This window comes from Nocardioides sp. (genome assembly GCF_016462705.1).
Lineage (GTDB): Bacteria > Actinomycetota > Actinomycetes > Propionibacteriales > Nocardioidaceae > Nocardioides.
The window spans coordinates 1-20,938 of sequence record NZ_JAEMSS010000022.1; the positions used below are offsets into that span (position 1 = coordinate 1).

A 20,938-nucleotide genomic window follows, 5' to 3' on the forward strand; every position below is an offset into this window, starting at 1 on the left:
GGTGCGAAGCATCCTTGACGGCGAGCGTCGGTCGGGTACGCGCGCGGCCGCCACCCCAACACCAAGAACGAAGGCGTGCACAGCACCGAACCGATCAGGCGACGATCAGCCGAGCAACGGCGTCACCGCGGCCCGGATCTCCTCCGGCATCGGCGCGACCGGGCGGGCCGGGTCGGTGTTGTCGACGTAGACGTGCACGAACCGCCCCTCCGCCTTGGCCAGCGGGTCGTCGCCCTGGAACAGCCCGACCCGGTAGACGACCGACGAGGTCCCGACCTTCTCCACCGCGACCCCGACGTCGATCGGCGTGGGGTAGTGGACCTCGGCGAAGTAGCGGCAGCCGACCTCGGCCACGACCCCGATCACCGGGAGCGTGCGGAGGTCCGCGCCCTGGTGGACCGCCCCCTCGAGGTGGTTGTTGACGACGGTGTCGATGATCTCGAAGTAGCGGGCGTTGTTCATGTGCCCGTAGACGTCGATGTCGGCCCAGCGGGTGGTCTGCTGCTCCCAGTAGACGTACTGGTCACGGGTCGGCCGTACGGCGGGCATGGCGGGTGCGCCTAGGCGGAGACGGCTTCGCGGAGCCGCTGGCTGATCACGGTGGTGACGCCGTCGCCTCGCATGGTGACGCCGTAGAGGGCGTCACCGACCTCCATGGTCCGCTTCTGGTGGGTGATGACCAGGAGCTGGGAGTTCTCGCGCAGCTCCTCGTAGATCTCCAGCAGCCGCCCGAGGTTGGTGTCGTCCAGCGCCGCCTCGACCTCGTCGAGGATGTAGAACGGCGAGGGCCGCGCCTTGAAGAGCGCAACGAGGAACGCGACCGCGACCAGCGACCGCTCGCCACCGGAGAGCAGCGAGAGCCGCTTGACCTTCTTGCCGGGCGGACGGGCCTCGACCTCGATGCCGGTGTTGAGCATGTCGTCGGGGTCGGTGAGGACCAGCCGGCCCTCCCCACCGGGGAACAGCCGGGAGAACGTCGACTCGAACGCGGTCTCCACGTCGGCGTAGGCCTCGGCGAAGACCTGCTGCACCCGGGAGTCGACCTCGCGGACGATGTCGAGCAGGTCGTTGCGGGTCTTCTTGAGGTCCTCGAGCTGCTCGGTGAGGAACCGGTGCCGCTCCTCGAGGGCCGAGAACTCCTCGAGGGCGAGCGGGTTGACCGTCCCGAGCATGGCCAGCTCACGCTCGGCGGTGCGCAGCCGCTTGGCCTGCTCCTCGCGCACGAACGGCGTCGGCTCCGGCTCCGGCTCGCCCTCCTCCACCACTCCGGTGAACGGGACCGGCTGGTCGGGCCCGTAGTCGGCGACCAGCCCCGCGGGGTCGAGGCCGAGCTCCTCGAGCGCCCGCTCCTCGAGCTGCTCGATGCGCATCTTCTGCTGGGTGCGGGCCATCTCGTCGCGGTGCACCGAGCTGACCAGCTCGTCGTGCTCGCGGGTCAGCTCGCGGAGCGTCGCCCGCACCGCCAGGAGCTGCTGCTCGCGTCCCTGGCGCGCCTGCTCGACCGCGGCCCGGGCCTCCGCAGCCTGCTCGAGAGAGGTCTCCAGGCGGTCCAGCACGAACCGGACGCCGACCAGGACGGCCTCGGCGGCCCGGCCCTCCCGGGCGACCCGCTCCCGGCGCTCGATCTCCCGGGCCCGGGTCTCGCGCTCGGCCTGGGCGGCGCGCAGGAGCTGGTCGGCCCGGCCGTTGAGGGCACGGGCACGTTCCTCGGAGGTGCGCAGCGCGAGCCGGGCCTCGGTCTCGGCGCCGCGGGCCTCGCGGGCGAGCTCGACCAGCTGCTCGCGGGCGTCGAGCTCCGGCTCGGCCAGGGGGTCGGCCTCGGCGCGGGCGAGCCGGCCCTCCAGCTCGGTGATCCCGGCCTGGTCCTTCTCGCGGGCGGCCTCGGCCTCCTCGATGGCACGGGTGAGCCGGTCGGCCTCGGCGCGGGCGTTGCGCACCAGCGACCCGAGCTGACCGAGCTCCTCGGCGACCGCGGCCAGCGTCGCGTCGGACTCGTGGAGCTTGGCGAGCGCGACGTCGACGCGCTGCTGGGCGTCGTGCCGCTCGTTCTCGAGCCGGGAGATGTCGAACGCGAGCCGCTCGGAGGCGGCGACGGCGTCGGCCAGCTGGGCGCCGGCCTCGTCGACGGCCGCCTGGATCTCCAGCAGGCTCGGCTGGCTCGCGGACCCGCCGGCTGCCAGGTGGGCGCCGAGAACGTCGCCCTCGAGGGTGACCGCGGTGACCTCGGGGTGGTCCACGACCAGCCGGCGTGCCGCGGTGAGGTCGCCGACGACCGCGACCCGGTCGAGCAGGTGGGCCAGAGCGGGGCGCAGCTGGTCGGGGCACTCGACCGCGTCGACGGCGTACGTCGCCTCGGCGGGCAGCGCCGGCCAGGTGGCTCGCGCGGTCCCGCTGTCGGGCCCGCCGCCGACGACCAGGCCGGCCCGGCCGAGGTCACCGGCCTTGAGGTGGTCGATGGCGTCGACGGCGGCAGCGGCCCCGTCGACGACGACGGCGTCGGCCGCGGCGCCGAGGGCGCTGGCCACCGCGGTCTCGTAGCCGCCGCGGATGGTGAGCAGCGCGGCCACCGAGCCGAGCAGCCCGGACAGCTCGCCGGAGGCCGCCAGCAGCGCACCTGCCCCGTCCTTGCGGGCCAGCCCGAGCTCCAGGGCGTCCTTGCGGGCGGCCAGCGACGACCGGTCCCGGTCGGCGCGCTGGGCCTCGTCCCGGACCTTGGCGAGCCGGTCCTCGAGGTCGCTCAGCGTCGCGGCGGCCGCCTCGTGCTCGGCGTCCAGGCCCTCCTCGCCCGCGTCGAGGCCGGCGACCCGGGTCTCGAGGGACGTGAAGTCGTGCTGGGCGCGGGCGGCCCGCGCCAGGGCCTCCTCGCGGGCCTGCTCCAGCCGGCCGATCTCGTCGGAGGCCGCGGCGGCCCGGGAGCGGGCCGCGTTGACCTGGCCGTGCAGCCGGGCCAGTCCCTCGCGGCGGTCGGCGGCGGCGCGCTCGAGTCCCGCGACCCGGCGCTCCTCCTCCGCGGCGGCGTTCTCGGCCTGGTGGCGCGCCGCGATCGCCTCGTCGAGGGCGGCCCGGTGGGCGGCGACCTCGTCGGCGATGCGCTGCTCCTGCTCGCGCAGGTCGGCGGCCTCGACCTCGAGCTGCTCGGGGTCGCGCCCCGGGCTGGAGGTCGACTCGACGGTCGAGTGTGCGTTGCGGACCCGCTCGGTGGCGAGGGACTGGGTGCCACGCAGCCGCTCCTTGAGGCCGGCGAGCGCGAACCAGGTCTCCTGGGCCTTGGCCAGTGCCGGGAGGTCCTCCCGCAGCGCGGCCTCGAGGCGGCCCTCCTCCTCGCGGGCGGCGGCGCTCTGCGCCTCGACCTCGTGCTGGCGGGCGAGGAGCTGCGACTCGTCGGCGAGCTCCTGGTCGAGCGCGGCGCGGGCGGTGACCAGGTCGTCGGCGATGATCCGGGCCTTGGCGTCGCGGACGGTGGCCTGGACGCCCGCCGCCCGGCGAGCCACCTCGGCCTGGCGGCCCAGCGGCTTGAGCTGGCGCCGGATCTCTCCGAGCAGGTCGGTGAGCCGGGTCAGGTTGCCCTCGCAGGCGTCGAGCTTGCGGAGCGCCTTCTCCTTGCGCTTGCGGTGCTTGAGGACCCCGGCCGCCTCCTCGATGAACCCGCGCCGGTCCTCCGGGGTCGCGTGCAGGATCGTGTCGAGCTGGCCCTGGCCCACGATCACGTGCATCTCGCGGCCGATGCCGGAGTCGGAGAGCAGCTCCTGGACGTCGAGGAGCCGGCAGGTCGTCCCGTTGATGGCGTACTCCGAGCCGCCGCTGCGGAACATCGTCCGGCTGATCGTGACCTCGGCGTACTCGATCGGCAGCGCACCGTCGGAGTTGTCGATGGTGAGCACGACCTCGGCGCGGCCGAGCGGAGGCCGCCCGGAGGTGCCGGCGAAGATGACGTCCTCCATCTTGCCGCCGCGCAGGGACTTGGCGCCCTGCTCGCCCATGACCCACGCCAGTGCGTCGACCACGTTGGACTTGCCGGAGCCGTTCGGCCCCACGATGCACGTGATGCCCGGCTCGAGCTGCAGCGTGGTCGAGGAGGCGAAGGACTTGAACCCCTTGAGGGTCAGGCTCTTCAGGTACAACGGGGCTCCCTCGGTCGGTCGACGAACAAGACGCTGCGGCGGGGGAAGCCAGCAGGGCGACTCTATCCGGGCGGACCCTCCATCCCGTGCACCCGGGGTCCTGCGCTCGGGCGTGTCAGCCGTCGTCCGAAGAGTTGGCCCGGACATGACAGCGCCCCGCCCGACACTGGGTCGGGCGGGGCGGTGCGTCGGGCTGGGTCAGCCCTCCATCAGCCACCAGTAGAGGCCGCCCTGAGCAGAGTCGACCGTGCCGCCGGTCTCGTTGCAGACGAAGACCAGGATCTGGGACGTGTCGGCCGCGCTCACCCTGGCCGAGAACGACAGAGCATTGTCGATCAGGAAGTCAGGCTGGACGTAGACGAAGTCACCGATGTTGGTCGTGTTCGTCTCGATGAGGTTGGTCGTGCACGCCCCGGCGCCGAGGCTGGGCGGGTTGTAGTTGACGTTGCCGCTGGCGGCGGCGATGTCGTCCATCGTCAGGGTGCCGTTGGACACCTTGGCGCCCGTGACCGAGTTGCCGATGATCTCGCCGTTGCCCACCGAGTTGTTGGCCAGGTCGCTCTGGGTCAGCGAGTCGGTCGCCACCTCGGGCGAGCCCACGGCGTTGTCGGCGAGCTTGGGGTTGGTGACGCCGTTGTCCGGGATGGCCTGCAGGGCGCTGTCCGCCTTGGCCAGCGAGGCCTTGACGCTCGCGGCGAGATCCGCGGGCTTGACCGCACCGTTCTTGATCGACTTCGACGTGACCGAGTTCTTCGGCGCGGCCTTGGCGACCTGGTCGGCGACGGCCGGGGCTCCTGCGATGGCGACCGACGCGATCACCGCGCCAGTGGCTCCGGCCGCGACCGTGCGTACCAATTCCTTCATGTGGGTGGTTCCTCCGAGCTTTGTTGGGAAGGGGCCCGACCACCCAAACGGGTGGCGGTGCCGGACGCCATGGCCTGATGGGGCTATTGGGTGACCATTGACTAAATCGCGGGGACCGCTTCCTCGTCGTGGGCGATGTGCCGCAGCTGTCGCCAGATCACGCAGACGAAGACGGCCGACCCGACGAAGGCGAACCAGAACGGCGCCGTGACGCCGTGGTGCTGCGCGAGGACGCCGCCGATGCCCGCACCGACGACCAGGCCGCCGAAGATGCCGATCAGGTTGACGCTGCCGACCCGGCCCTGCAGGTCGTTCGGCACGGAACGCTGGCGGATCGTGATCGCGGTCGTCCCCCAGATGAACGCGTGCGCGCCGAACACGAAGAACACCGGCATCGCGACGTAGGGACTGGTCGTGAGCGCGAGCACCAGGTGCGTGAGCGTCTCGATCACCAGCCCGATCCGCATCAGGTCGCCGAGGGTCACGTGCCGGGTGATCCAGGGGTACGCCAAGGTGCCGAGCAGCCCGCCGACCGCGCTCACGGTCGTGATCAGCCCGAAGCCGACCTCGCCGAGACCGAGACGCTCCGTCGCGTAGAGGACGAGCACGGACCAGGCCGCGCCGAAGGTCACGTTGAACATCAGGATGGTCAGGATCAGCGTCCGCACCGCCGCGTGGTGCCACGCCCAGCGGAGGCCCTCGACGATGTCGTGCCGGATCCGGGTCGGCGGGGCGTCGGCGGCCCGGCCGTGCGGCGGCAGCGCGATCCGCATCAGCAGCACCACCGAGAGCAGGACGAGCACGGCCTGGCCCGCGAACGGCCACGCCATCCCGGCGGCGAAGAGCGCGGCGCCGATCGGCGGCCCGACGAGCTGGTTGATCGTGATGAACCCCACCTGGAGCCGGGAGTTGGCCAACCCCAGGTCGTCGCGGTGCACGAGCATCGGCAGGAAGGTGCTCATCGTGTTGTCGGCGAACAGCTCGGCCGTCCCGAGCAGGAACATCGCGACGAGCACCAGCCAGATGGAGATGCTGTCGGTGAGGACGCTCAGCGCGAGCAGGGCCAGCACGAGCGACCTGACGACGTCGACGGTGACGACGATGAGCTTGCGGTCGAGCCGGTCGGCCAGGGCGCCGGCGAACAAGCCGAAGGCGAACGGCGGCAGCCACTGCAGGAGCGCGGCGAGGGCGACCAGGAACTCCTGGTCGGTCTGCGAGGCGACCAGCAGCGGCCCGGCCGCCAGTGCGATGCCGTCGCCGAGGTTGCTCACCCAGCCGGCACCCAGGAGCCAGCGGAAGCCGGTGCCGAGGCGCGCGGGGGCGACCCTCTCCAGCACCGACGTCACTGGTGTCCCGAGTCGGAGCTCCGTGAGCACTGAGCGTGCTCAGGACGTGTGCATGGCAAGGCGCCGGAGTGAAGCCATACCTGGTTGTCTCGCGAGCGACGGCAACGAAGCCAGGGGCGCGTCATGTGTGCGCGCAGCGCCCGCGGGGTTCTGACTCGGGACATCAGGGGACGCTACGCACCCGTCCTACGACGGGTGAAGCGGATCTGTCAGACGGGCTGCAGCTCGTCGTCGCGGGAGAACAGCTCGGCGGCCTGGGCGGCGACGAGCCGGTCGTTCTCCTCGCTGAGCCGGAGGACCAGGGCCTCCAGCTCGCCGACGCGCGCACGGAGCCGAGAGTTCTCGGCCGCGAGGCGAGGGTCACGCAGGTCGCTGTTCAGGTAGCCGATCAGCGCCTTGGCCATAGAGAAACCTTCCGATGTAGCAACGGGAACGATCCGGGCTCTGCAGACGAGCGGGACCGTCTTCAAGAGTCCCACCAGAGACGGCTCTGGTCAATCTGCGGGGGGGCGGGACCGGCACCACCCGACGCCGGCGCGGGACGGGCTGGCAGACCGGGCAGAAGAACGACGACCGATTCATGAACGCGACCCGCCGGATGGGGGCGCCGCAGCGGTCGCACGGCTCGTTCTCCCGCCCGTACGCGTGCAGCGACCGGTCGAAGTAGCCGGACTCACCGTTGACGTTGACGTAGAGCGTGTCGAAGGAGGTGCCGCCCTCGCCGAGCGCCGCGAGCATGACCTCCCGCGCGTGCCCGAGCAGCTCGGCGACCTGGGACCGGGTCAGCCGGTTGCCGGGGCGCTCCCCGTGCAGGCGGGCGCGCCACAGGGCCTCGTCGGCGTAGATGTTGCCGACCCCCGAGACGAGGTTCTGGTCGAGCAGCTGCCGTTTCACCCCCGAGGAACGCCGCCGCACCTTGGCGACGAACGCGTCGTCGTCGAACTCGGGGTCGAGCGGGTCGCGAGCGATGTGTGCGATCTCCGGCGGCAGCTCCCCTCCGCCGGTGGAGACGGAGAGCCCCCCGAACATCCGCTGGTCCACGAACCGCAGCTCGCGCCCCTCGCTGGCGCCGGACAGCGCGAGCCGGACCCGGAGGTGCCTCTCGTCGGGGCTGTCGGGCGGCTGCACGAGCAGCTGGCCGGACATGCCGAGGTGGCCGAGGAGCGCGTCCCCGTTGTCGAGGGGCAGCCAGAGGTACTTCCCGCGTCGGCGTGCCGACTCGATGCGGCGACCGGCGAGCGCGGCGGCGAAGCCGGTGGGGCCGCGCAGGTCCCGGCGCACCGGGCGCGGGTGCAGGACCTCGACCCGGGTGATGGTGGCGCCGACGACGTGCCGTTCGAGGCCGGCACGGACGACCTCCACCTCCGGCAGCTCGGGCATCGGTCCCGCCGGCTAGTGGGTGTCGAGCGAGTCGTGGGCGGCGCCCTCGGCGGCGTCCACGATGGCATCCGGCGCGGGGTCGTCGCCGTAGGACAGCGCGATCTCGCCGTACGCCGTCTCGGCGGCCGCCTGCTCGGCCTCCTTCTTGGAGTGGCCGACGCCGTTGCCGTAGAGCTGGGAACCCACGCGGACCCGCGCGGTGAACGTCTTGGCGTGGTCGGGGCCCTCGTCGTCGATGACGTACTCCGGCACCCCGAGGCTGTGCTCCGCGGCGAGCTCCTGCAGCGAGGTCTTCCAGTCGAGCGCCGCGCCGAGCGCGGAGGCAGCCTCGATCAGCGGGTCGAACAGCTGGTGCACGAGGATCGTGGAGGCCTCGATGCCGCCGGAGAGGTGGACGGCACCGATCAGCGCCTCGACGGTGTCGGAGAGGATCGAGGCCTTGTCGCGGCCACCGGTGCTCTCCTCGCCGCGACCCAGCTTGATGTGCTTGCCCAGGCCGATGCCCCGGCCGACCTCGGCCAGAGCCCGGGCGTTGACCACTGCCGCGCGCAGCTTGGCCAGCCGCCCCTCGGACAGGTCGGGGTGCTCGACGTAGAGCGTCTCGGTGACCACGACACCGAGAACCGAGTCACCGAGGAACTCGAGACGCTCGTTGGTGGGCAGCCCACCGTTCTCGTAGGCGAACGACCGGTGGGTCAGGGCGCGGTCCAGCAGCCCAGGGTCCAGAACGGGGTCCCCGAGCGCGGCACGCAGCTCGGCGTAGTTGGTCAGGGTCGGCTCGGGGAGCTCAGAGAACCTGACGCCGGGCGGCGCGAGCGCCGTACTGGCCGCACGCACCGCAGGCACGGTGCGGGAGGTGCTTGGCACCGCAGGCGGGGTTCGCGCAGGTGACCAGCGTCGGCGCGACGGCCTTCCAGGCCGACCGACGGTGACGCGTGTTGCTGCGCGACATCTTCCGCTTCGGGACTGCCACTGTCTTCTCCTCGGTGTCGTCTTGCTCAGGCGTGTTGCTCAGTCGTCGTTGGTCTGGATCTCGGTCAGGGCCGCCCATCGCGGGTCGATCGCCGCCTCGTGCGCATGCTCGGGGTCGTCGGCCAGTCGTGCTCCGCACTCGGGGCACAGGCCGGGACAGTCGTCCATGCACAGCGGCTGGAACGGCAGTGCGAGCACCACCGCATCCCGCAGCAGGGGCTCGAGGTCGACCAGGTCTTCCTCGAGCGTGCTGACCTCGTCGTCCCCGGTGCCTTCACCGTGCAGCGCGTGGTCCTCGTAGACGAACAGCTCCTGGAAGCTCACCTCGGTGTCCTCGGTAAGGGGTTCCAGGCACCTCGCGCACTCCCCCGTGAGGGTGGCGCGCGCCGTCCCGGTGACCAGCACGCCCTCCATGACCGCCTCGAGACGCAGGTCGAGCTCGACCGGCGCACCCTCAGCGACACCGAGGACTTCGATGCCCAGATCCGGCGGAGCCGGCACCGTCCGCGTCATCTCGCGCATGGACCCCGGGCGGCGGCCGAGCTCGCGAGTGTCGAGCACGAGCGGCGCTCTCGGGTCCAGGTTTGAGATGGTCACTTCCGGGTCCGGTTCAGTCAGATCCGTCGATCACTGTATCCGCGTGCCGGTCAGCCGACCAAATGCGGCTGACCTGGGAGAACGCGGCGGCGGCCGCGGGAACGGCGTCAGTCCCGCTTCGCCGCGAGGCGCTCGGTCAACGGGCCGAGCACGAAGTCCGGCACCAGCCGCGACACGTCGCCGCCGAAGGTGGCCACCTCCTTGACCAGGCTGGAGGAGACGAACCCGAACTGCGGGTCCGCGGTCACGAAGACGGTCTCCACCCCGGTCAGGTGCGCGTTCATCTGGGCCATCTGGATCTCGTAGTCGAAGTCGGTGCCCGACCGCAGACCCTTGACGATCGCCTGGGCGTCGATCTCGCGGCAGTACGCCGTGATCAGGCCGGTGAACCCGGCCACCTCGACGTTGGCCAGGTCCGTGACGCCCTGCTCGAGCATCGCGATCCGCTCCTCGGGGCCGAACAGGCGGCTCTTGGACGGGTTGACCCCGACCGCCACCACCACCTCGTCGAACAGCGCGGCTGCCCGGCGGACGATGTCGAGGTGTCCGCTGGTGACCGGGTCGAACGACCCGGGACAGACGGCACGGCGCATCAGGCCTCCTGGTCGCTGGGGTCGCTCCGGTCACTCCGGTCGCTGACATCACTGGCATCGCTGACGTCGCTGGGCCGCTCCCCAGCCGCGTGACCGTACCAAAGCGTGGTCTCGCCGTACTTGCGCCCGCGGGTCGCCGTGAAGCCCTCCGGCCAGGCGGGCTCCGCGCTGCGGGTCGCCCGCTCGACGACGACCAGGGCGCCCGGGACCAGCCACTCCCGGGAGCTGAGCAGGTCGAGCTCCTCGCTGACCACCGCGTCGTCGAAGTGGTAGGGCGGGTCCATGAAGACGACGTCGTAGGGCGCGGACGGCGGCCGGGTCAGCACCGCGGTGACGGAGTTGGTCATCACGTGGACCCGCGAGAAGCCGAGCAGCTTGGCGTTCTCGTAGATGAGCCGGGCGGTGCGCCGGTCGGACTCGACCAGGCTCACCACCCCGGCGCCCCGTGACCACGCCTCGAGACCCACGGCCCCGGAGCCGGCGTAGAGGTCGAGGAACCGGAGCCCCTGCAGCGAGCCGCACCAGGACTCGACCGCGCTGAACAGCGCCTCGCGGACCCGGTCCGTGGTCGGTCGCGTGTGCTGGCCGGCGGGCGCGTGGATCCGCCGGCCGCCCGCGTTGCCGCCGATGATCCGTGTCATGGGGTCGTCATGACTTCTCCATGAAGCCACTCTCCTGCGACGCCTCCATCACGAGGACACTCTCCGCCAGGAGCGGGTGGGACGCCAAGGTCTCGTCGACGTCGAGGAGCCCCTCGGCTGCCTCACGGGCCGCCACGATGGTGTCCTCGTCGCGCAGCACCTTGAGGTTCTGCAGGCTCGAGCGGTAGCCCGACTGCGAGCGGCCGAGCACGTCGCCCTCGCGGCGCTGCTCGAGGTCCACCCTGCTGAGCTCGAAGCCGTCGGTCGTCGCGGCCACCGCGTCGAGACGCACCCGCGCGTCGGTGCCGGGCGCCGCGTGGGAGACCAGGAGGCACAGTCCTGGCAGGCCGCCACGGCCGACCCGCCCACGCAGCTGGTGCAGCTGGGAGATCCCGAACCGGTCGGCGTCGAGGAGCACCATCGTGGTCGCGTTGGCGACGTCGACGCCCACCTCGATGACCGTGGTCGACACCAGGACGTCGATCTCCCCGGCCGCGAAGGCCCGCATCGTGCGGTCCTTGTCCTCCGGCGTCATCCGCCCGTGCAGGGGCGCCACCCGCAGCCCTGGGAGGTGGTAGGTCGTCAGGTCCGCCAGGGTCGCCTCGACCGACGCCAGTGGCGGAGCCGGGGCGCTGGTCGCACGCGGCGGGGGTGCGGTGCCGTCGTCGTCCCGGTCGTCGTCGTAGTCGGGGTCGATCTGGCCTGGCTCGAGCTCGTCGCCGCTGATCCGCGGGCACACCACGTAGGCCTGGTGGCCCTTCGCCACCTCCTCGCGCACCCGCTGCCAGACCCGATCGAGCCAGCTCGGTTGCTCCGCCAGGGGGACCACGTTGGTCTGGATCGCCGCCCGGCCGGCGGGCAGCTCGGTCAGCGTGGACACCTCGAGGTCGCCGAAGACCGTCATGGCGACGGTGCGCGGGATGGGGGTCGCGGTCATGACCAGCACGTGCGGCGGCGTACCCCGGGACTTGTCGGTCAGCGCGGCCCGCTGCTCGACCCCGAACCGGTGCTGCTCGTCGACCACGACCAGCCCGAGGTCCGCGAACTGGACGTGCTCCTCCAGCAGGGCGTGCGTGCCGATGACGATCCCGGCCTCGCCGCTGGCCAGCCGCAGCAGCGGGGCGGTGCGCTGGGTCTTGGTCATCGACCCGGTGAGCAGCTCGACCGAGGTCGCCTCGTCGGCGCCGCCGAGCATGCCGCCACCGGCCAGGTCGCCGAGCAGCTCGGTGATGGACCGGTGGTGCTGCTGGGCCAGCACCTCGGTGGGCGCGAGCAGGGCGGCCTGCCCGCCCGAGTCCACGACCCGCAGCATCGCGCGCAGCGCGACCAGGGTCTTGCCGGAGCCGACCTCGCCCTGGAGCAGCCGGTTCATCGGGTAGGGGTTGGCGAGGTCCTCCTCGATCTGGGCGCCGATCCCGGCCTGCCCCGCGGTGAGCTCGAACGGCAGCCTGGCGTCGAAGGCGGCCAGCAGCGCCCCGTCGCCGCCGTCCCGCGGCCGGGCCCCCATCCGGCGTACGGCGCGACGCCGGCGGCCCAGCACGAGCTGGGTGACCAGTGCCTCCTCGAACCTGAACCGGTGCCTGGCCCGGTGGACCTCGGCCCAGGTCTCCGGTGCGTGGATCCGGTCGATCGCCGTGCGTGCGTCGAGCACCCGGAACTCGTCGCGGACCGGCTGCGGCACCAGCTCGGGCACCTCGTCCAGCATCGTCCGCGCGAAGCTGATCGCCTTCTGCAGGTCCCAGGACTCCACGTCCTTGGTGAGCGGGTAGATCGGGTAGAGCGGGCCGATCGACTCGAGGGACAGTGCCGCCAGGTCCTCCCCGGCCTCGCCGTCGTCCCCGAAGAGCACCATCTGGGGGTTGGTGAGCTGCCAGTCGCCGCGGAAGGTGCCGACCTTGCCCATGAAGATCCCGCGGCGCCCGAGCTTGAACCGCTGCTCGTTCCACTTGCCGATCCGGGCCTGCTGGGCGAAGAACGTCATCTGCAGGGACGGGCCCTCCGTCCTGAGCACGACCTCCTGGCGGTAGGCGAGGCGGCCGGTGCGCCGGTCCTTGTAGGTCTTGCTGTGGGACCTGGAGATCTCGCCGACCACGGTCAGCAGCTGGCCCTCGCGCAGGTCCTCCAGGGCGGACAGCGACCCGGTCTCGAGGTAGCGCCGCGGGAAGTGGTGCAGCAGGTCTCCGACCGTCTTGATCCCCAGTCGCTCGGTGATGCCGACGTTGCGGCGCTGCGCCTTCGGCCCCTTGGCCACCCCGAGCACCGACTCGACGGGCGAGTCGAGGTCGATCACGTGGACTCCCCCTCTGCCGGACTCGTCACTCGACGGCGACGAGGAGCGGGTACCGCTCCTGCCCACCGTCGTACACGACCACGTCGACAGTCGGGTGCTGCTGCTCCAGCCAGTCGCTGCAGGACCGCGCCAGCTCCCCGCCCGGGTCGTCGGCGCCGGAGACCAGGGTCACCATCTCGCCACCGCCGCCGAGCAGCCGGTTGAGGATCTCCCGGGCGACCTCGGTGAGGTCGTCGCCGACGACCACGAAGTCACCGCCGATCGCGCCCAGCACGTCTCCGGGCTCGCACGGACCGGCCATCGTGATCGCCTGCTTGGCGGCGATCGTGACCGCTCCCTGCCTCGCGTGCCGCGCGGTGGCGGTCATCTCGAGCACGTCCTGGTCGAAGGTCCGGCCCGGCTCGTGCACGGCGACCGCAGCGAGTCCCTCGACCTGTGCGGTCGTCGGGATGACGGCCACGCGCAGGTCGTGGTCGGCCTCGGCCGTGCTCGCCGCGACCTGCGCGACCCGCACCGAGTCCGGGTCGTTGGGCAGCACGACGACCTCGTGCGCCCCGGTCTGCTCGATCGCGGCCAGGATCATCCCGGTGGACGGGCGCTTGCCGGGTCCGCCGTGGACGACGACCGCCCCCGCCTGCTCGAAGAGCGCGGCGAGACCCGGTCCGGCCGCGACGGCCACGATCGCCCGCCCGGTCCGGGCTGCTGCCTCCTGGGCGGCGACCTGCTCGGCGAAGTGGGTGACCCGGATGCGGTGCGGCCGGCCCGCCACGATCCCCGCCTCGACGGCGGCACCGACGTCGTCGACGTGGACGTGCACGTTCCACAGCCCCGCGCCGCCCACGACGACCAGCGAGTCGCCGAGCGCGGCCAACGTGGACCTCAGGGGGCCGATCCGGTCCTCGTCGGCGTCGAGCAGGTACATGACCTCGTACGCCGGCCCGCCCTCGACGAAGTCCCCGCCCGGCCTGAGCAGCGGCTGCGGGATCCGGTGCGGTCCCGGGACCTCGGGCGGGACCCGGCCGGTCAGGGCGGTCTCCGCGGCGTCGAGGATCACCACGACGCCGCGCCCGCCCGCGTCCACGACCCCGGCGTCCCGGAGCACCTGGAGCTGGTCCGGCGTCCGCGCCAGTGCCTCGCGGGCCGCGGCCGCGGAGACCGTGAGGACGTCGCGCGACCGGACCTCGTCGTCGTCCTCCAGCAGCTGCTCGGCGGCCTCGGCCGCGGCCCGGCACACCGTCAGCATCGTTCCCTCGACGGGGGTGCCGACCGCGGCGTAGCTCGCCTCGGTGGCCATCCGGAGGGCCTCGACCATCACCGTCGCGTTGCGCTCTCCGGGGCTGGCCGCGGCGATCCGGTGGATGATCGCCCGCAGCATCTCGCTCAGGATGACGCCGGAGTTGCCCCGGGCGCCCAGCAGCGCGCCGCGGGTGAACGCCTCGAACGTCGTGCCCCGGTCGGCGTCGTGGTCTCCTCCGGTCCTCTCCCGGACGGCGTCCCGGGCCGCCGCCATGGTCAGGTAGAGGTTGGTGCCGGTGTCCCCGTCGGGGACCGGGTAGACGTTGAGCGCGTCGATCTCCTCGCGCGCGGCCGCCAGGGCGTCGACGGCGATGTCGACGAATCGCAGCACCGTCCCGAGCCGGATACCGTGGCTCGGGCCGTCCACGAGGCTGACGTGCGGGATGGGCTCCACGACGGGCAACGTTAGTGGGGACCGGCTCCGGGGTTTTGGGGCGGACCGTCCGGGTCGGATATCCTCGTGCGGTTGCCTGCCCAGCAGGCCCCATTGTCTGAACCACAACGATCTTCAGGAGCTCCCGGTGGCCGCCGTCTGTGACATCTGCGCCAAGAAGCCCGGCTTCGGCAACAACCGGCCGTGGTCGCGCAAGATCACGAAGCGTCGCTTCGACCCCAACATCCAGCGAGTCCGCGCGACCGTCAACGGCACGCCCAAGCGGCTCAACGTCTGCACCGGCTGCTTGAAGGCGGGCAAAGTAACCCGGTAGCAACCCACAGCCTTCTACGGAACTCGACTGAGGTCTCGACACCTCAGTCGAGTTTTTGTTTGTCGCGCGAAGCGCCCCCCGAGAGCTCGGCTGAGGCGTCGAGGAAGCGCAACGCAACGATCTGCGCCCGACTCGCCCTCACCGAGTAGCCGCCTAGAAGTGCCGCCACCCCGTCTCGCCCTCGTACGCCGCCCCGTCGACCGTCACGCCGGAGCCTGCGGACACGGCGCCGATGACCGTCCATCCCGCCGGCAGCGCCACGCCGTCCGGGAAGGTCGCCAGCAGCGCGTGGTCGTCCCCGCCGCCGAGCACGAAGGACACCGGGTCGGCCCCGGTCGCGGCCGCCACGGCGTGCAGCGGCTCGGGGATCTCCAGCGCCGCGGTGTGCACGTCGATGGCCACACCGGAGGCCTCGGCCAGGTGGCCGGCGTCGGCGAGCAGGCCGTCGGAGACGTCGACCATCGCCGTGGCCCCGGCGTCGGCGGCCGCCGGGCCTGCGTCGTACGGCGGGTGCGGGCGGGCGTAGGCCTCGACCAGCACCCGCGGTGACCGGAAGCCACGGCCGAGCACGGCCAGGCCGCCGGCCGCCCAGCCCTGGCGGCCGGCCAGGGCGAGCACGTCACCGGGCGAGGCTCCCGACCGCAGCAGCGGCGGCGAGGTGCACGCCCCGAGGACGGTCACGGCGACCACGACCTGGTCCGCGGCCGTGAGGTCTCCGCCCACCACGGAGGCGCCGACCAGGTCGCACTCCGCGGCGAAGCCGGCCGCGAAGTCCAGCGCCCACCGCACCGGCAGGTCGGTCGGTGCGGCGAGGCCGACCGTCAGCGAGTGCGCCCGCCCGCCCATCGCGTTGAGGTCGGACAGGTTCTGGGCGGCGGCCCGGTGGCCGACGTCCTCGGCCGAGGCCCAGTCACGGCGGAAGTGTCGCCCCTCGACCATCAGGTCGGTCGAGACGACGACGTGCCCGGTCTTCACGCGGATCACCGCCGCGTCGTCGCCGGGACCCACGAGCACCTGCTCTCCCTGCGGGAAGAGCTCCGTCAGCCGGCTGATCAGCCCGAACTCCCCCGCGTCGCCGAGCGTCGCGTCCGGAGGGAGGGTCGGGGGCATGGGGCCATCCCAGCAGATGCAGGGGCGAGTCGCTCAGGGTAGGTTGACCCGGCACGGCAGTTGACCGGACAGAGTCGTCACACAGTTGTCGAACAGCAGGGAGAGATCCATGGTCGTCCAGGCCTACATCCTCATCCAGACCGACGTCGGCAAGGCCGCCGAGGTGGCCACGGCCATCGCCCAGGTCAAGGGCGTGACGATGGCCGAGGACGTCACCGGCCCCTACGACGTGATCGTCCGTGCCGAGGCCCGCAACGTGGACGAGCTGGGCAAGCTGGTCGTCGCCAAGGTGCAGACGCTCGACGGGATCACCCGCACGCTCACCTGCCCCGTGGTGCACATCTGAACGCGCCCTTGGTCACCGAGGGGGACCTGCCGGGCCCGGTCGCGGTGATCGCCGGCGGGCTGAGCCACGAGCGCGACGTCTCGCTGGCCAGCGGCCGCAACCTGGTCCGCGAGCTCCGCTCGGTCGGCGTCGAGGCACATGCCTACGACTTCGACCGGCAGCTGCTGAGCACCCTCGAGCGGGACAAGGTCGTGGCCGCCCTGCCCGCGCTGCACGGCGCGCTCGGCGAGGACGGGGAGATCCAGACCCTCCTCGAGCTGATCGGCCTGCCCTACGTCGGCACGCACAGCCACGCCTGCCGGGTGGCCTACGACAAGGGCACGGCCCGCGAGCTGCTGCGTCGCGCCGGGATCCCGGTCCCCGACAGCGTCGGGCTCTCCGCGCAGACCTTCCGCGACATCGGCGCCTCCGCCCTGATGGAGCACGTCATGCACCGGCTCGGTGAACGCGTGGTCGTGAAGCCGACCCGGGGCGGCAGCGCCTTGGGCATCTCGGGGGTGGACGGGCTGGCCGCGCTCCCGTCCGCGCTGGTCGAGACCTACGCCTATTGCGAGGACGCGCTCATCGAGCGCTTCCACGACGGCGTGGACGTGAGCGTCGTGGTCCTCGAGTCCGACGACGGCCTGAGGTCGCTGATGCCGGTGGCGATCGAGTACGAGAAGGGCCACGAGTTCGACTTCAGCGCCCGCTACACCGCCGAGTTTGTCGGCCTGACCCGTCCGGACCTGCCGGAGGACCAGCTGGACCGGCTCGGCGAGGTCGCCCGCGACGCCCACCGCACCCTGGGCCTGCGTGACGTCTCCCGCTCGGACTTCATCGTCGACATGGACGGCTCGTTCGTCCTGCTCGAGACCGCGATCACCCCAGGTACGACGGAGACCTCGGTCTTCCCGTTCGCCTGCACCGCCAGCGGCACGACGCTCGGCCAGGTCGCCCGCGACCTCCTGGCCCGCGCGGTCCGCGCCGGCTGACCACGGGGCGGAGTCCCCGGAGATCCGGGGACCCTGGCGCTTCTGCACCGAGATCTCGGTGCAGAAGTGACGGACTGGCCTGATCTCCGGGGACCCCGCCGCCGGTCACCGGAGGCCGGTGGGCCGCTCCAGCGCGAGCTGGATGAGCTCGTCGATGAGGTCGGGGTAGGCCAGGCCGGACGCCTCCCAGAGCTTGGGGTACATCGAGATCGGGGTGAAGCCCGGCATGGTGTTGATCTCGTTGAGGACCACCTGGCCGTCCGGGGCGACGAACGTGTCGACGCGGGCGATGCCCTCGGCACCCACGGCCTCGAACGCCTGGACCGCGAGGTCGCGCACCCGGTCGCTCACCGCCGGTGGCACGTCCGCGGGGATGTCCAGGCGCGCGGTGTCGTCCTCGATGTACTTCGCCTCGAAGTCGTAGAACTGGCCGTCGGCGTCGACCACGATCTCGCCCACCACGGACGCCCGCGGGGCCGTGCCGCCGCGGCCGCCCAGCACGGCGCACTCGATCTCCCGGCCCTCGAGGCCCTCCTCCACGAGCACCTTGGGGTCGTGGACCTGGGCGTCCTCCACGGCTCGGTCGAGATCGGCGAGGTCGTCGACGCGGGTGACACCGAGGGACGAGCCGGCCCGGGCCGGCTTGACGAAGACCGGGAGCCGCAGCTCCTTGACCTTCGTGAGCACGTCCTCGCGCCGCTGGGACCAGTCCCGCGGGGTGACCACCACGTAAGGCCCCACCGGGAGCCCGTGGGAGGCGAAGACCAGCTTCATGTAGTGCTTGTCCATGCCGACCGCGGACGCGAGCACGCCGGAGCCGACGTAGCGGACGTCGGCGAGCTCCAGCAGACCCTGCACCGTGCCGTCCTCACCGAACGGCCCGTGCAGGACGGGGAAGACGACGTCGACCTGGGCCAGCACCTCGGGGACCGAGCCGGCCTCCAGCACCTGCAGCTGGGGGCCGTCCGCGGAGGAAGAGAGCACGACCTCCGACCCCGATCCCGCGGTCACCTCGGGCAGCCGTCCGGAGCGCAGCTCCCACACCGCCGGGTCGTCGGAGGCCACGACCCACTGGCCGCTCCTGGTGATGCCGACCGGGATCACGTCGTACTTGTCGCGGTCGATCGCCTTGAGCACGCCGGCCGCGGTGGCGGCCGAGATCGCATGCTCGCCGGATCGTCCACCGAACAGCAGTGCCACCCGGACCTTGGCGTCGTTCATGTGGTCCTACGCTACTGAAGCGCCGCCGCGACCTCGTCGAGGCGCGCACCCCGGGAGGCCTTGACGAGAACTGCGTCACCCTCGCCCAGGTGCTCGCGGAGCCAGGCGATGGCGGCCTCGTTGTCGTCGACGAAGACGCTCGGCGTGCCCGCCTCCACGGCACCGGCGTGGATGCCGTGCGCCTCGGCACCGACCACGAGGAGCTGGTCGACCCGCCCCGCGGCGTACTCCCCCAGCTCGTGGTGGCTGGACGCGCTGTCGGCACCGAGCTCCCGCATCACCCCGAGCACGGCGACGGTGCGCCGGACCGCGGCGTCCTCGCCGATCGAGGCCAGCGCGTCGATCCCCGCCCGCATCGACTCGGGGTTGGCGTTGTAGGAGTCGTCGACCAGCAGCACGCCGTCGGGGAGCTCGTGCAGCTCCATCCGCCACTTCGACAGCGAGGCGACCCGGGCGAGCGACTCGGCCACCTGCTCCAGGGACACCCCGACGGCGAGGGCGGCCGCGGCGGCCGCGGCGGCGTTCAGCGCCTGGTGGGCACCGACGAGCTGCAGCGTCAGGTCCACCCGCGCCTCGGCGCTGGTGAGCGTGAACGTCGGTCGCCCGAGCCGGTCCAGAGTGACGTCCGTGAGCCGGACGTCGGCGTCGCCGGTGCCGAAGGTGAGCACCCGTCCCGGCGCCAGGGCCGCCATCGCGGAGACCCGCTCGTCGTCGGCGTTCAGCACCGCGACTCCCCCGGCCGGTAGGGCCGCGACCAGCTCGCCCTTGGCCTCGGCGATCGCCTCGCGGGAGCCGAACTCGCCCAGGTGGGCGGTCCCGACGTTGAGCACGACCGACACGTCGGGCGCGACCAAGTCGGTGAGCTCGGTGAGGTGCCCACGCCCGCGGGCGCCCATCTCGAGGACGAGGTAACGGGTGGCCTGGTCGACGCGCAGTGCGGTGAGCGGCATGCCCAGCTCGTTGTTGAAGGACCCGTGGGTCGCGACCGTCGGGCCGGCACCGGCGAGCACCGCGGCCAGCAGGTCCTTGGTCGACGTCTTGCCCTGGGACCCGGTCAGGGCGACCACGGTCGGGCGGCCGTCGCGGCGCACCTGCGCGACGACGTACGACGCCAGCCGCTGGAGTGCCGCCTGCGGCTCCGCGACCACGACCGTCGGCAGCTCCGTCGCGCGGGTGCCGAGCACCGCGACCGCCCCGTGGGCCGCGGCCTGCGGCACGTGGTCGTGGCCGTCGGCGTGCTCGCCGACGAACGCCACGAAAAGCCCGCCCGGGCCGGCCTCCCGCCCGTCGATGACGACCGGTCCGGAGACGACCACCTCGGTGCCGTCGCCCTCGACCCGTCCACCGACGACCTCGGCGACGACGTCGAGTGGCAGCGGGATCACCCGGCAACCCTAAGGTTGGCGGCATGGCCGAACCGCTCCGACCCGCCACCCGCGCCGTGCACGCCGGCCGGCCGCCGCACGACCCCGACCAGCCGCTCAGCACCCCGATCACGATGGCTTCGACGTACGTCGCGGGAGGCGACCGCGAGTACGGCCGCACGGGGAACCCCACGTGGCAGGCCTTCGAGGCGGCGCTCGGCGACCTGGAGGGAGGCCGGGCGCTGGCGTTCTCGTCGGGACTGGCCGCGGTGTCCACGGTGCTCGGCCTGGTGGCGCACGGAGCCACCGTCGTCGCCCCCCGGGTCTCCTACAACGGGACGCTGCTCCAGCTGGCCGACCTCGAGTCCCGCGGCCGGGTGGTGACCAACCTGATCGAGGCCGAGGACACCGACGGATTCGTCAAGGCGATGGACGACGACGTCGCGCTGGTGTGGCTGGAGTCCCCCACCAACCCGTCGCTGGAGCTGAGCGACATCGCCACCATCGCCGCCGCGGCCCACGAGGCCGGCGCGTCGGTGGTCGTCGACAACACGTTCGCCACTCCCCTGCTCCAGCAGCCGCTCGGCCTCGGCGCCGACATCGTGGTGCACTCGGCGACCAAGCTCATCGGCGGTCACAGCGACCTGCTCATGGGGGCGGTCGTGGTCGGCGACGACGCGCTCTGGGAGGTCCTCAAGGGGCGTAGGGACCTCCAGGGCGCCATCCCCGGCACCCTCGAGGCCTGGCTGGCGCTGCGGGGCCTGCGGACCCTGCACCTGCGGGTCGAGCGCGCCCAGGCCAACGCCGCCGAGCTCGCCCGGCGGCTCGCGGACCACCCGGCCGTCGCCGAGGTGCGCTACCCGGGCTTCGGCGCGATGGTGTCGGTCCTGGTCGCCGGCGGCCCGGACGCGGCGGACCGGGTGTGCGGCTCGACCCGGTTGTGGATCTACACGACGTCCCTCGGTGGCGTGGAGTCCACGCTCGAACGCCGCCGCCGCTGGGCGCACGAGCCGAAGGAGGTCCCGGACAACCTGGTGCGGCTCTCGGTCGGCATCGAGGACGTCGAGGACCTGTGGGCGGACCTGGGCGCGGCGCTGGACGGCACCGCTGGTTGAGGAC

Annotated in this window: 19 protein-coding genes and 1 pseudogene; 4 read left to right on the top strand and 16 right to left on the bottom strand. The window is 72.4% G+C overall.

Features of this window, described 5'->3' with window-relative positions:
• Positions 1-105 precede the first annotated feature (105 nt).
• The 13 genes and pseudogenes from JHD21_RS04585 to JHD21_RS04645 all read right to left on the bottom strand — a co-directional run bounded on the left by JHD21_RS04585 (position 106) and on the right by JHD21_RS04645 (position 14,494).
• Positions 106-549, bottom strand: coding sequence for a thioesterase family protein (locus JHD21_RS04585; protein WP_292672012.1), 444 nt, complete (start codon positions 547-549; stop codon positions 106-108).
• Between the two features lie 11 nt (positions 550-560).
• The gene (gene smc, locus JHD21_RS04590) at positions 561-4,121 is read right to left on the bottom strand and encodes a chromosome segregation protein SMC (protein ID WP_292672014.1); all 3,561 of its coding nucleotides are present in this window, start codon (positions 4,119-4,121) and stop codon (positions 561-563) included.
• A gap of 198 nt (positions 4,122-4,319) precedes the next feature.
• Positions 4,320-4,985 carry a hypothetical protein gene (locus JHD21_RS04595; protein ID WP_292672016.1) on the bottom strand — a complete coding sequence of 222 codons (666 nt, stop codon included), beginning with the start codon at positions 4,983-4,985 and terminating at the stop codon, positions 4,320-4,322.
• A 101-nt stretch (positions 4,986-5,086) separates the two neighbouring features.
• The gene (locus JHD21_RS04600) at positions 5,087-6,322 is read right to left on the bottom strand and encodes an MFS transporter (RefSeq protein WP_292672018.1); all 1,236 of its coding nucleotides are present in this window, start codon (positions 6,320-6,322) and stop codon (positions 5,087-5,089) included.
• Between the two features lie 218 nt (positions 6,323-6,540).
• Complete coding sequence (locus tag JHD21_RS04605) at positions 6,541-6,735, bottom strand: hypothetical protein (protein WP_292672020.1); 195 nt, start codon at positions 6,733-6,735, stop codon at positions 6,541-6,543.
• Between the two features lie 121 nt (positions 6,736-6,856).
• Positions 6,857-7,711, bottom strand: a pseudogene (gene mutM, locus JHD21_RS04610) (bifunctional DNA-formamidopyrimidine glycosylase/DNA-(apurinic or apyrimidinic site) lyase); the annotation flags it as partial.
• A 12-nt stretch (positions 7,712-7,723) separates the two neighbouring features.
• Positions 7,724-8,464: a ribonuclease III gene (rnc, locus tag JHD21_RS04615; RefSeq protein ID WP_292672079.1), complete on the bottom strand. Its 741-nt coding sequence runs from the start codon at positions 8,462-8,464 to the stop codon at positions 7,724-7,726.
• Between the two features lie 34 nt (positions 8,465-8,498).
• Positions 8,499-8,684: a 50S ribosomal protein L32 gene (gene rpmF, locus JHD21_RS04620; protein WP_292672022.1), complete on the bottom strand. Its 186-nt coding sequence runs from the start codon at positions 8,682-8,684 to the stop codon at positions 8,499-8,501.
• A gap of 38 nt (positions 8,685-8,722) precedes the next feature.
• Entirely contained in the window at positions 8,723-9,244 is a 522-nt protein-coding gene (locus JHD21_RS04625) for a YceD family protein (RefSeq protein ID WP_292672024.1), read from the bottom strand.
• 143 nt (positions 9,245-9,387) lie between these two features.
• The gene (gene coaD, locus JHD21_RS04630) at positions 9,388-9,873 is read right to left on the bottom strand and encodes a pantetheine-phosphate adenylyltransferase (RefSeq protein ID WP_292672026.1); all 486 of its coding nucleotides are present in this window, start codon (positions 9,871-9,873) and stop codon (positions 9,388-9,390) included.
• Complete coding sequence (rsmD, locus tag JHD21_RS04635; protein ID WP_292672027.1) at positions 9,873-10,514, bottom strand: 16S rRNA (guanine(966)-N(2))-methyltransferase RsmD; 642 nt, start codon at positions 10,512-10,514, stop codon at positions 9,873-9,875. The genes coaD and rsmD overlap by 1 nt, the downstream gene beginning before the upstream one ends.
• A 7-nt stretch (positions 10,515-10,521) precedes the next feature.
• On the bottom strand, positions 10,522-12,804 hold the full coding sequence (locus JHD21_RS04640) for an ATP-dependent DNA helicase RecG (RefSeq protein ID WP_292672028.1): 2,283 nt from the start codon (positions 12,802-12,804) through the stop codon (positions 10,522-10,524).
• Between the two features lie 25 nt (positions 12,805-12,829).
• Positions 12,830-14,494 (bottom strand): DAK2 domain-containing protein, encoded by a 1,665-nt coding sequence (locus JHD21_RS04645; protein ID WP_292672030.1) that lies wholly within the window; start codon positions 14,492-14,494, stop codon positions 12,830-12,832.
• A gap of 127 nt (positions 14,495-14,621) precedes the next feature.
• On the opposite strand from JHD21_RS04645, the gene rpmB reads away from it, so the two are divergent.
• Positions 14,622-14,807 (top strand): 50S ribosomal protein L28, encoded by a 186-nt coding sequence (rpmB, locus tag JHD21_RS04650; protein WP_011756723.1) that lies wholly within the window; start codon positions 14,622-14,624, stop codon positions 14,805-14,807.
• A 153-nt stretch (positions 14,808-14,960) separates the two neighbouring features.
• Here rpmB and JHD21_RS04655 read toward each other — a convergent pair whose 3' ends face one another.
• On the bottom strand, positions 14,961-15,917 hold the full coding sequence (locus JHD21_RS04655; protein WP_292672041.1) for a thiamine-phosphate kinase: 957 nt from the start codon (positions 15,915-15,917) through the stop codon (positions 14,961-14,963).
• 109 nt (positions 15,918-16,026) lie between these two features.
• On the opposite strand from JHD21_RS04655, the gene JHD21_RS04660 reads away from it, so the two are divergent.
• A complete protein-coding gene (locus JHD21_RS04660) occupies positions 16,027-16,263 on the top strand; it encodes an Lrp/AsnC ligand binding domain-containing protein (RefSeq protein ID WP_036563840.1) in 237 nt (78 codons plus the stop codon).
• An 8-nt stretch (positions 16,264-16,271) separates the two neighbouring features.
• Positions 16,272-17,234, top strand: coding sequence for a D-alanine--D-alanine ligase (locus JHD21_RS04665; RefSeq protein ID WP_292672045.1), 963 nt, complete (start codon positions 16,272-16,274; stop codon positions 17,232-17,234).
• A 105-nt stretch (positions 17,235-17,339) separates the two neighbouring features.
• Here JHD21_RS04665 and JHD21_RS04670 read toward each other — a convergent pair whose 3' ends face one another.
• Both JHD21_RS04670 and murF read right to left on the bottom strand, forming a co-directional pair.
• Positions 17,340-18,455: a D-alanine--D-alanine ligase family protein gene (locus JHD21_RS04670; protein ID WP_292672047.1), complete on the bottom strand. Its 1,116-nt coding sequence runs from the start codon at positions 18,453-18,455 to the stop codon at positions 17,340-17,342.
• An 11-nt stretch (positions 18,456-18,466) separates the two neighbouring features.
• Complete coding sequence (gene murF, locus JHD21_RS04675) at positions 18,467-19,840, bottom strand: UDP-N-acetylmuramoyl-tripeptide--D-alanyl-D-alanine ligase (RefSeq protein ID WP_292672049.1); 1,374 nt, start codon at positions 19,838-19,840, stop codon at positions 18,467-18,469.
• A 23-nt stretch (positions 19,841-19,863) separates the two neighbouring features.
• Between murF and JHD21_RS04680 the strand changes: the two genes are divergently transcribed.
• Positions 19,864-20,934: a PLP-dependent transferase gene (locus JHD21_RS04680; RefSeq protein WP_292672051.1), complete on the top strand. Its 1,071-nt coding sequence runs from the start codon at positions 19,864-19,866 to the stop codon at positions 20,932-20,934.
• The last annotated feature ends 4 nt before the right edge of the window (positions 20,935-20,938 follow it).

Bases quoted from the DNA above. Each gene is read 5' to 3' on its own strand.
- JHD21_RS04670 (WP_292672047.1), bottom strand. From the start codon at position 18,455: ATGAACGACGCCAAGGTCCGGGTGGCACTGCTGTTCGGTGGACGATCC.
- JHD21_RS04605 (WP_292672020.1), bottom strand. From the start codon at position 6,735: ATGGCCAAGGCGCTGATCGGCTACCTGAACAGCGACCTGCGTGACCCT.
- JHD21_RS04585 (WP_292672012.1), bottom strand. From the start codon at position 549: ATGCCCGCCGTACGGCCGACCCGTGACCAGTACGTCTACTGGGAGCAG.
- JHD21_RS04680 (WP_292672051.1), top strand. From the start codon at position 19,864: ATGGCCGAACCGCTCCGACCCGCCACCCGCGCCGTGCACGCCGGCCGG.
- coaD (WP_292672026.1), bottom strand. From the start codon at position 9,873: ATGCGCCGTGCCGTCTGTCCCGGGTCGTTCGACCCGGTCACCAGCGGA.
- JHD21_RS04595 (WP_292672016.1), bottom strand. From the start codon at position 4,985: ATGAAGGAATTGGTACGCACGGTCGCGGCCGGAGCCACTGGCGCGGTG.
- JHD21_RS04660 (WP_036563840.1), top strand. From the start codon at position 16,027: ATGGTCGTCCAGGCCTACATCCTCATCCAGACCGACGTCGGCAAGGCC.
- rsmD (WP_292672027.1), bottom strand. From the start codon at position 10,514: ATGACACGGATCATCGGCGGCAACGCGGGCGGCCGGCGGATCCACGCG.
- JHD21_RS04655 (WP_292672041.1), bottom strand. From the start codon at position 15,917: ATGCCCCCGACCCTCCCTCCGGACGCGACGCTCGGCGACGCGGGGGAG.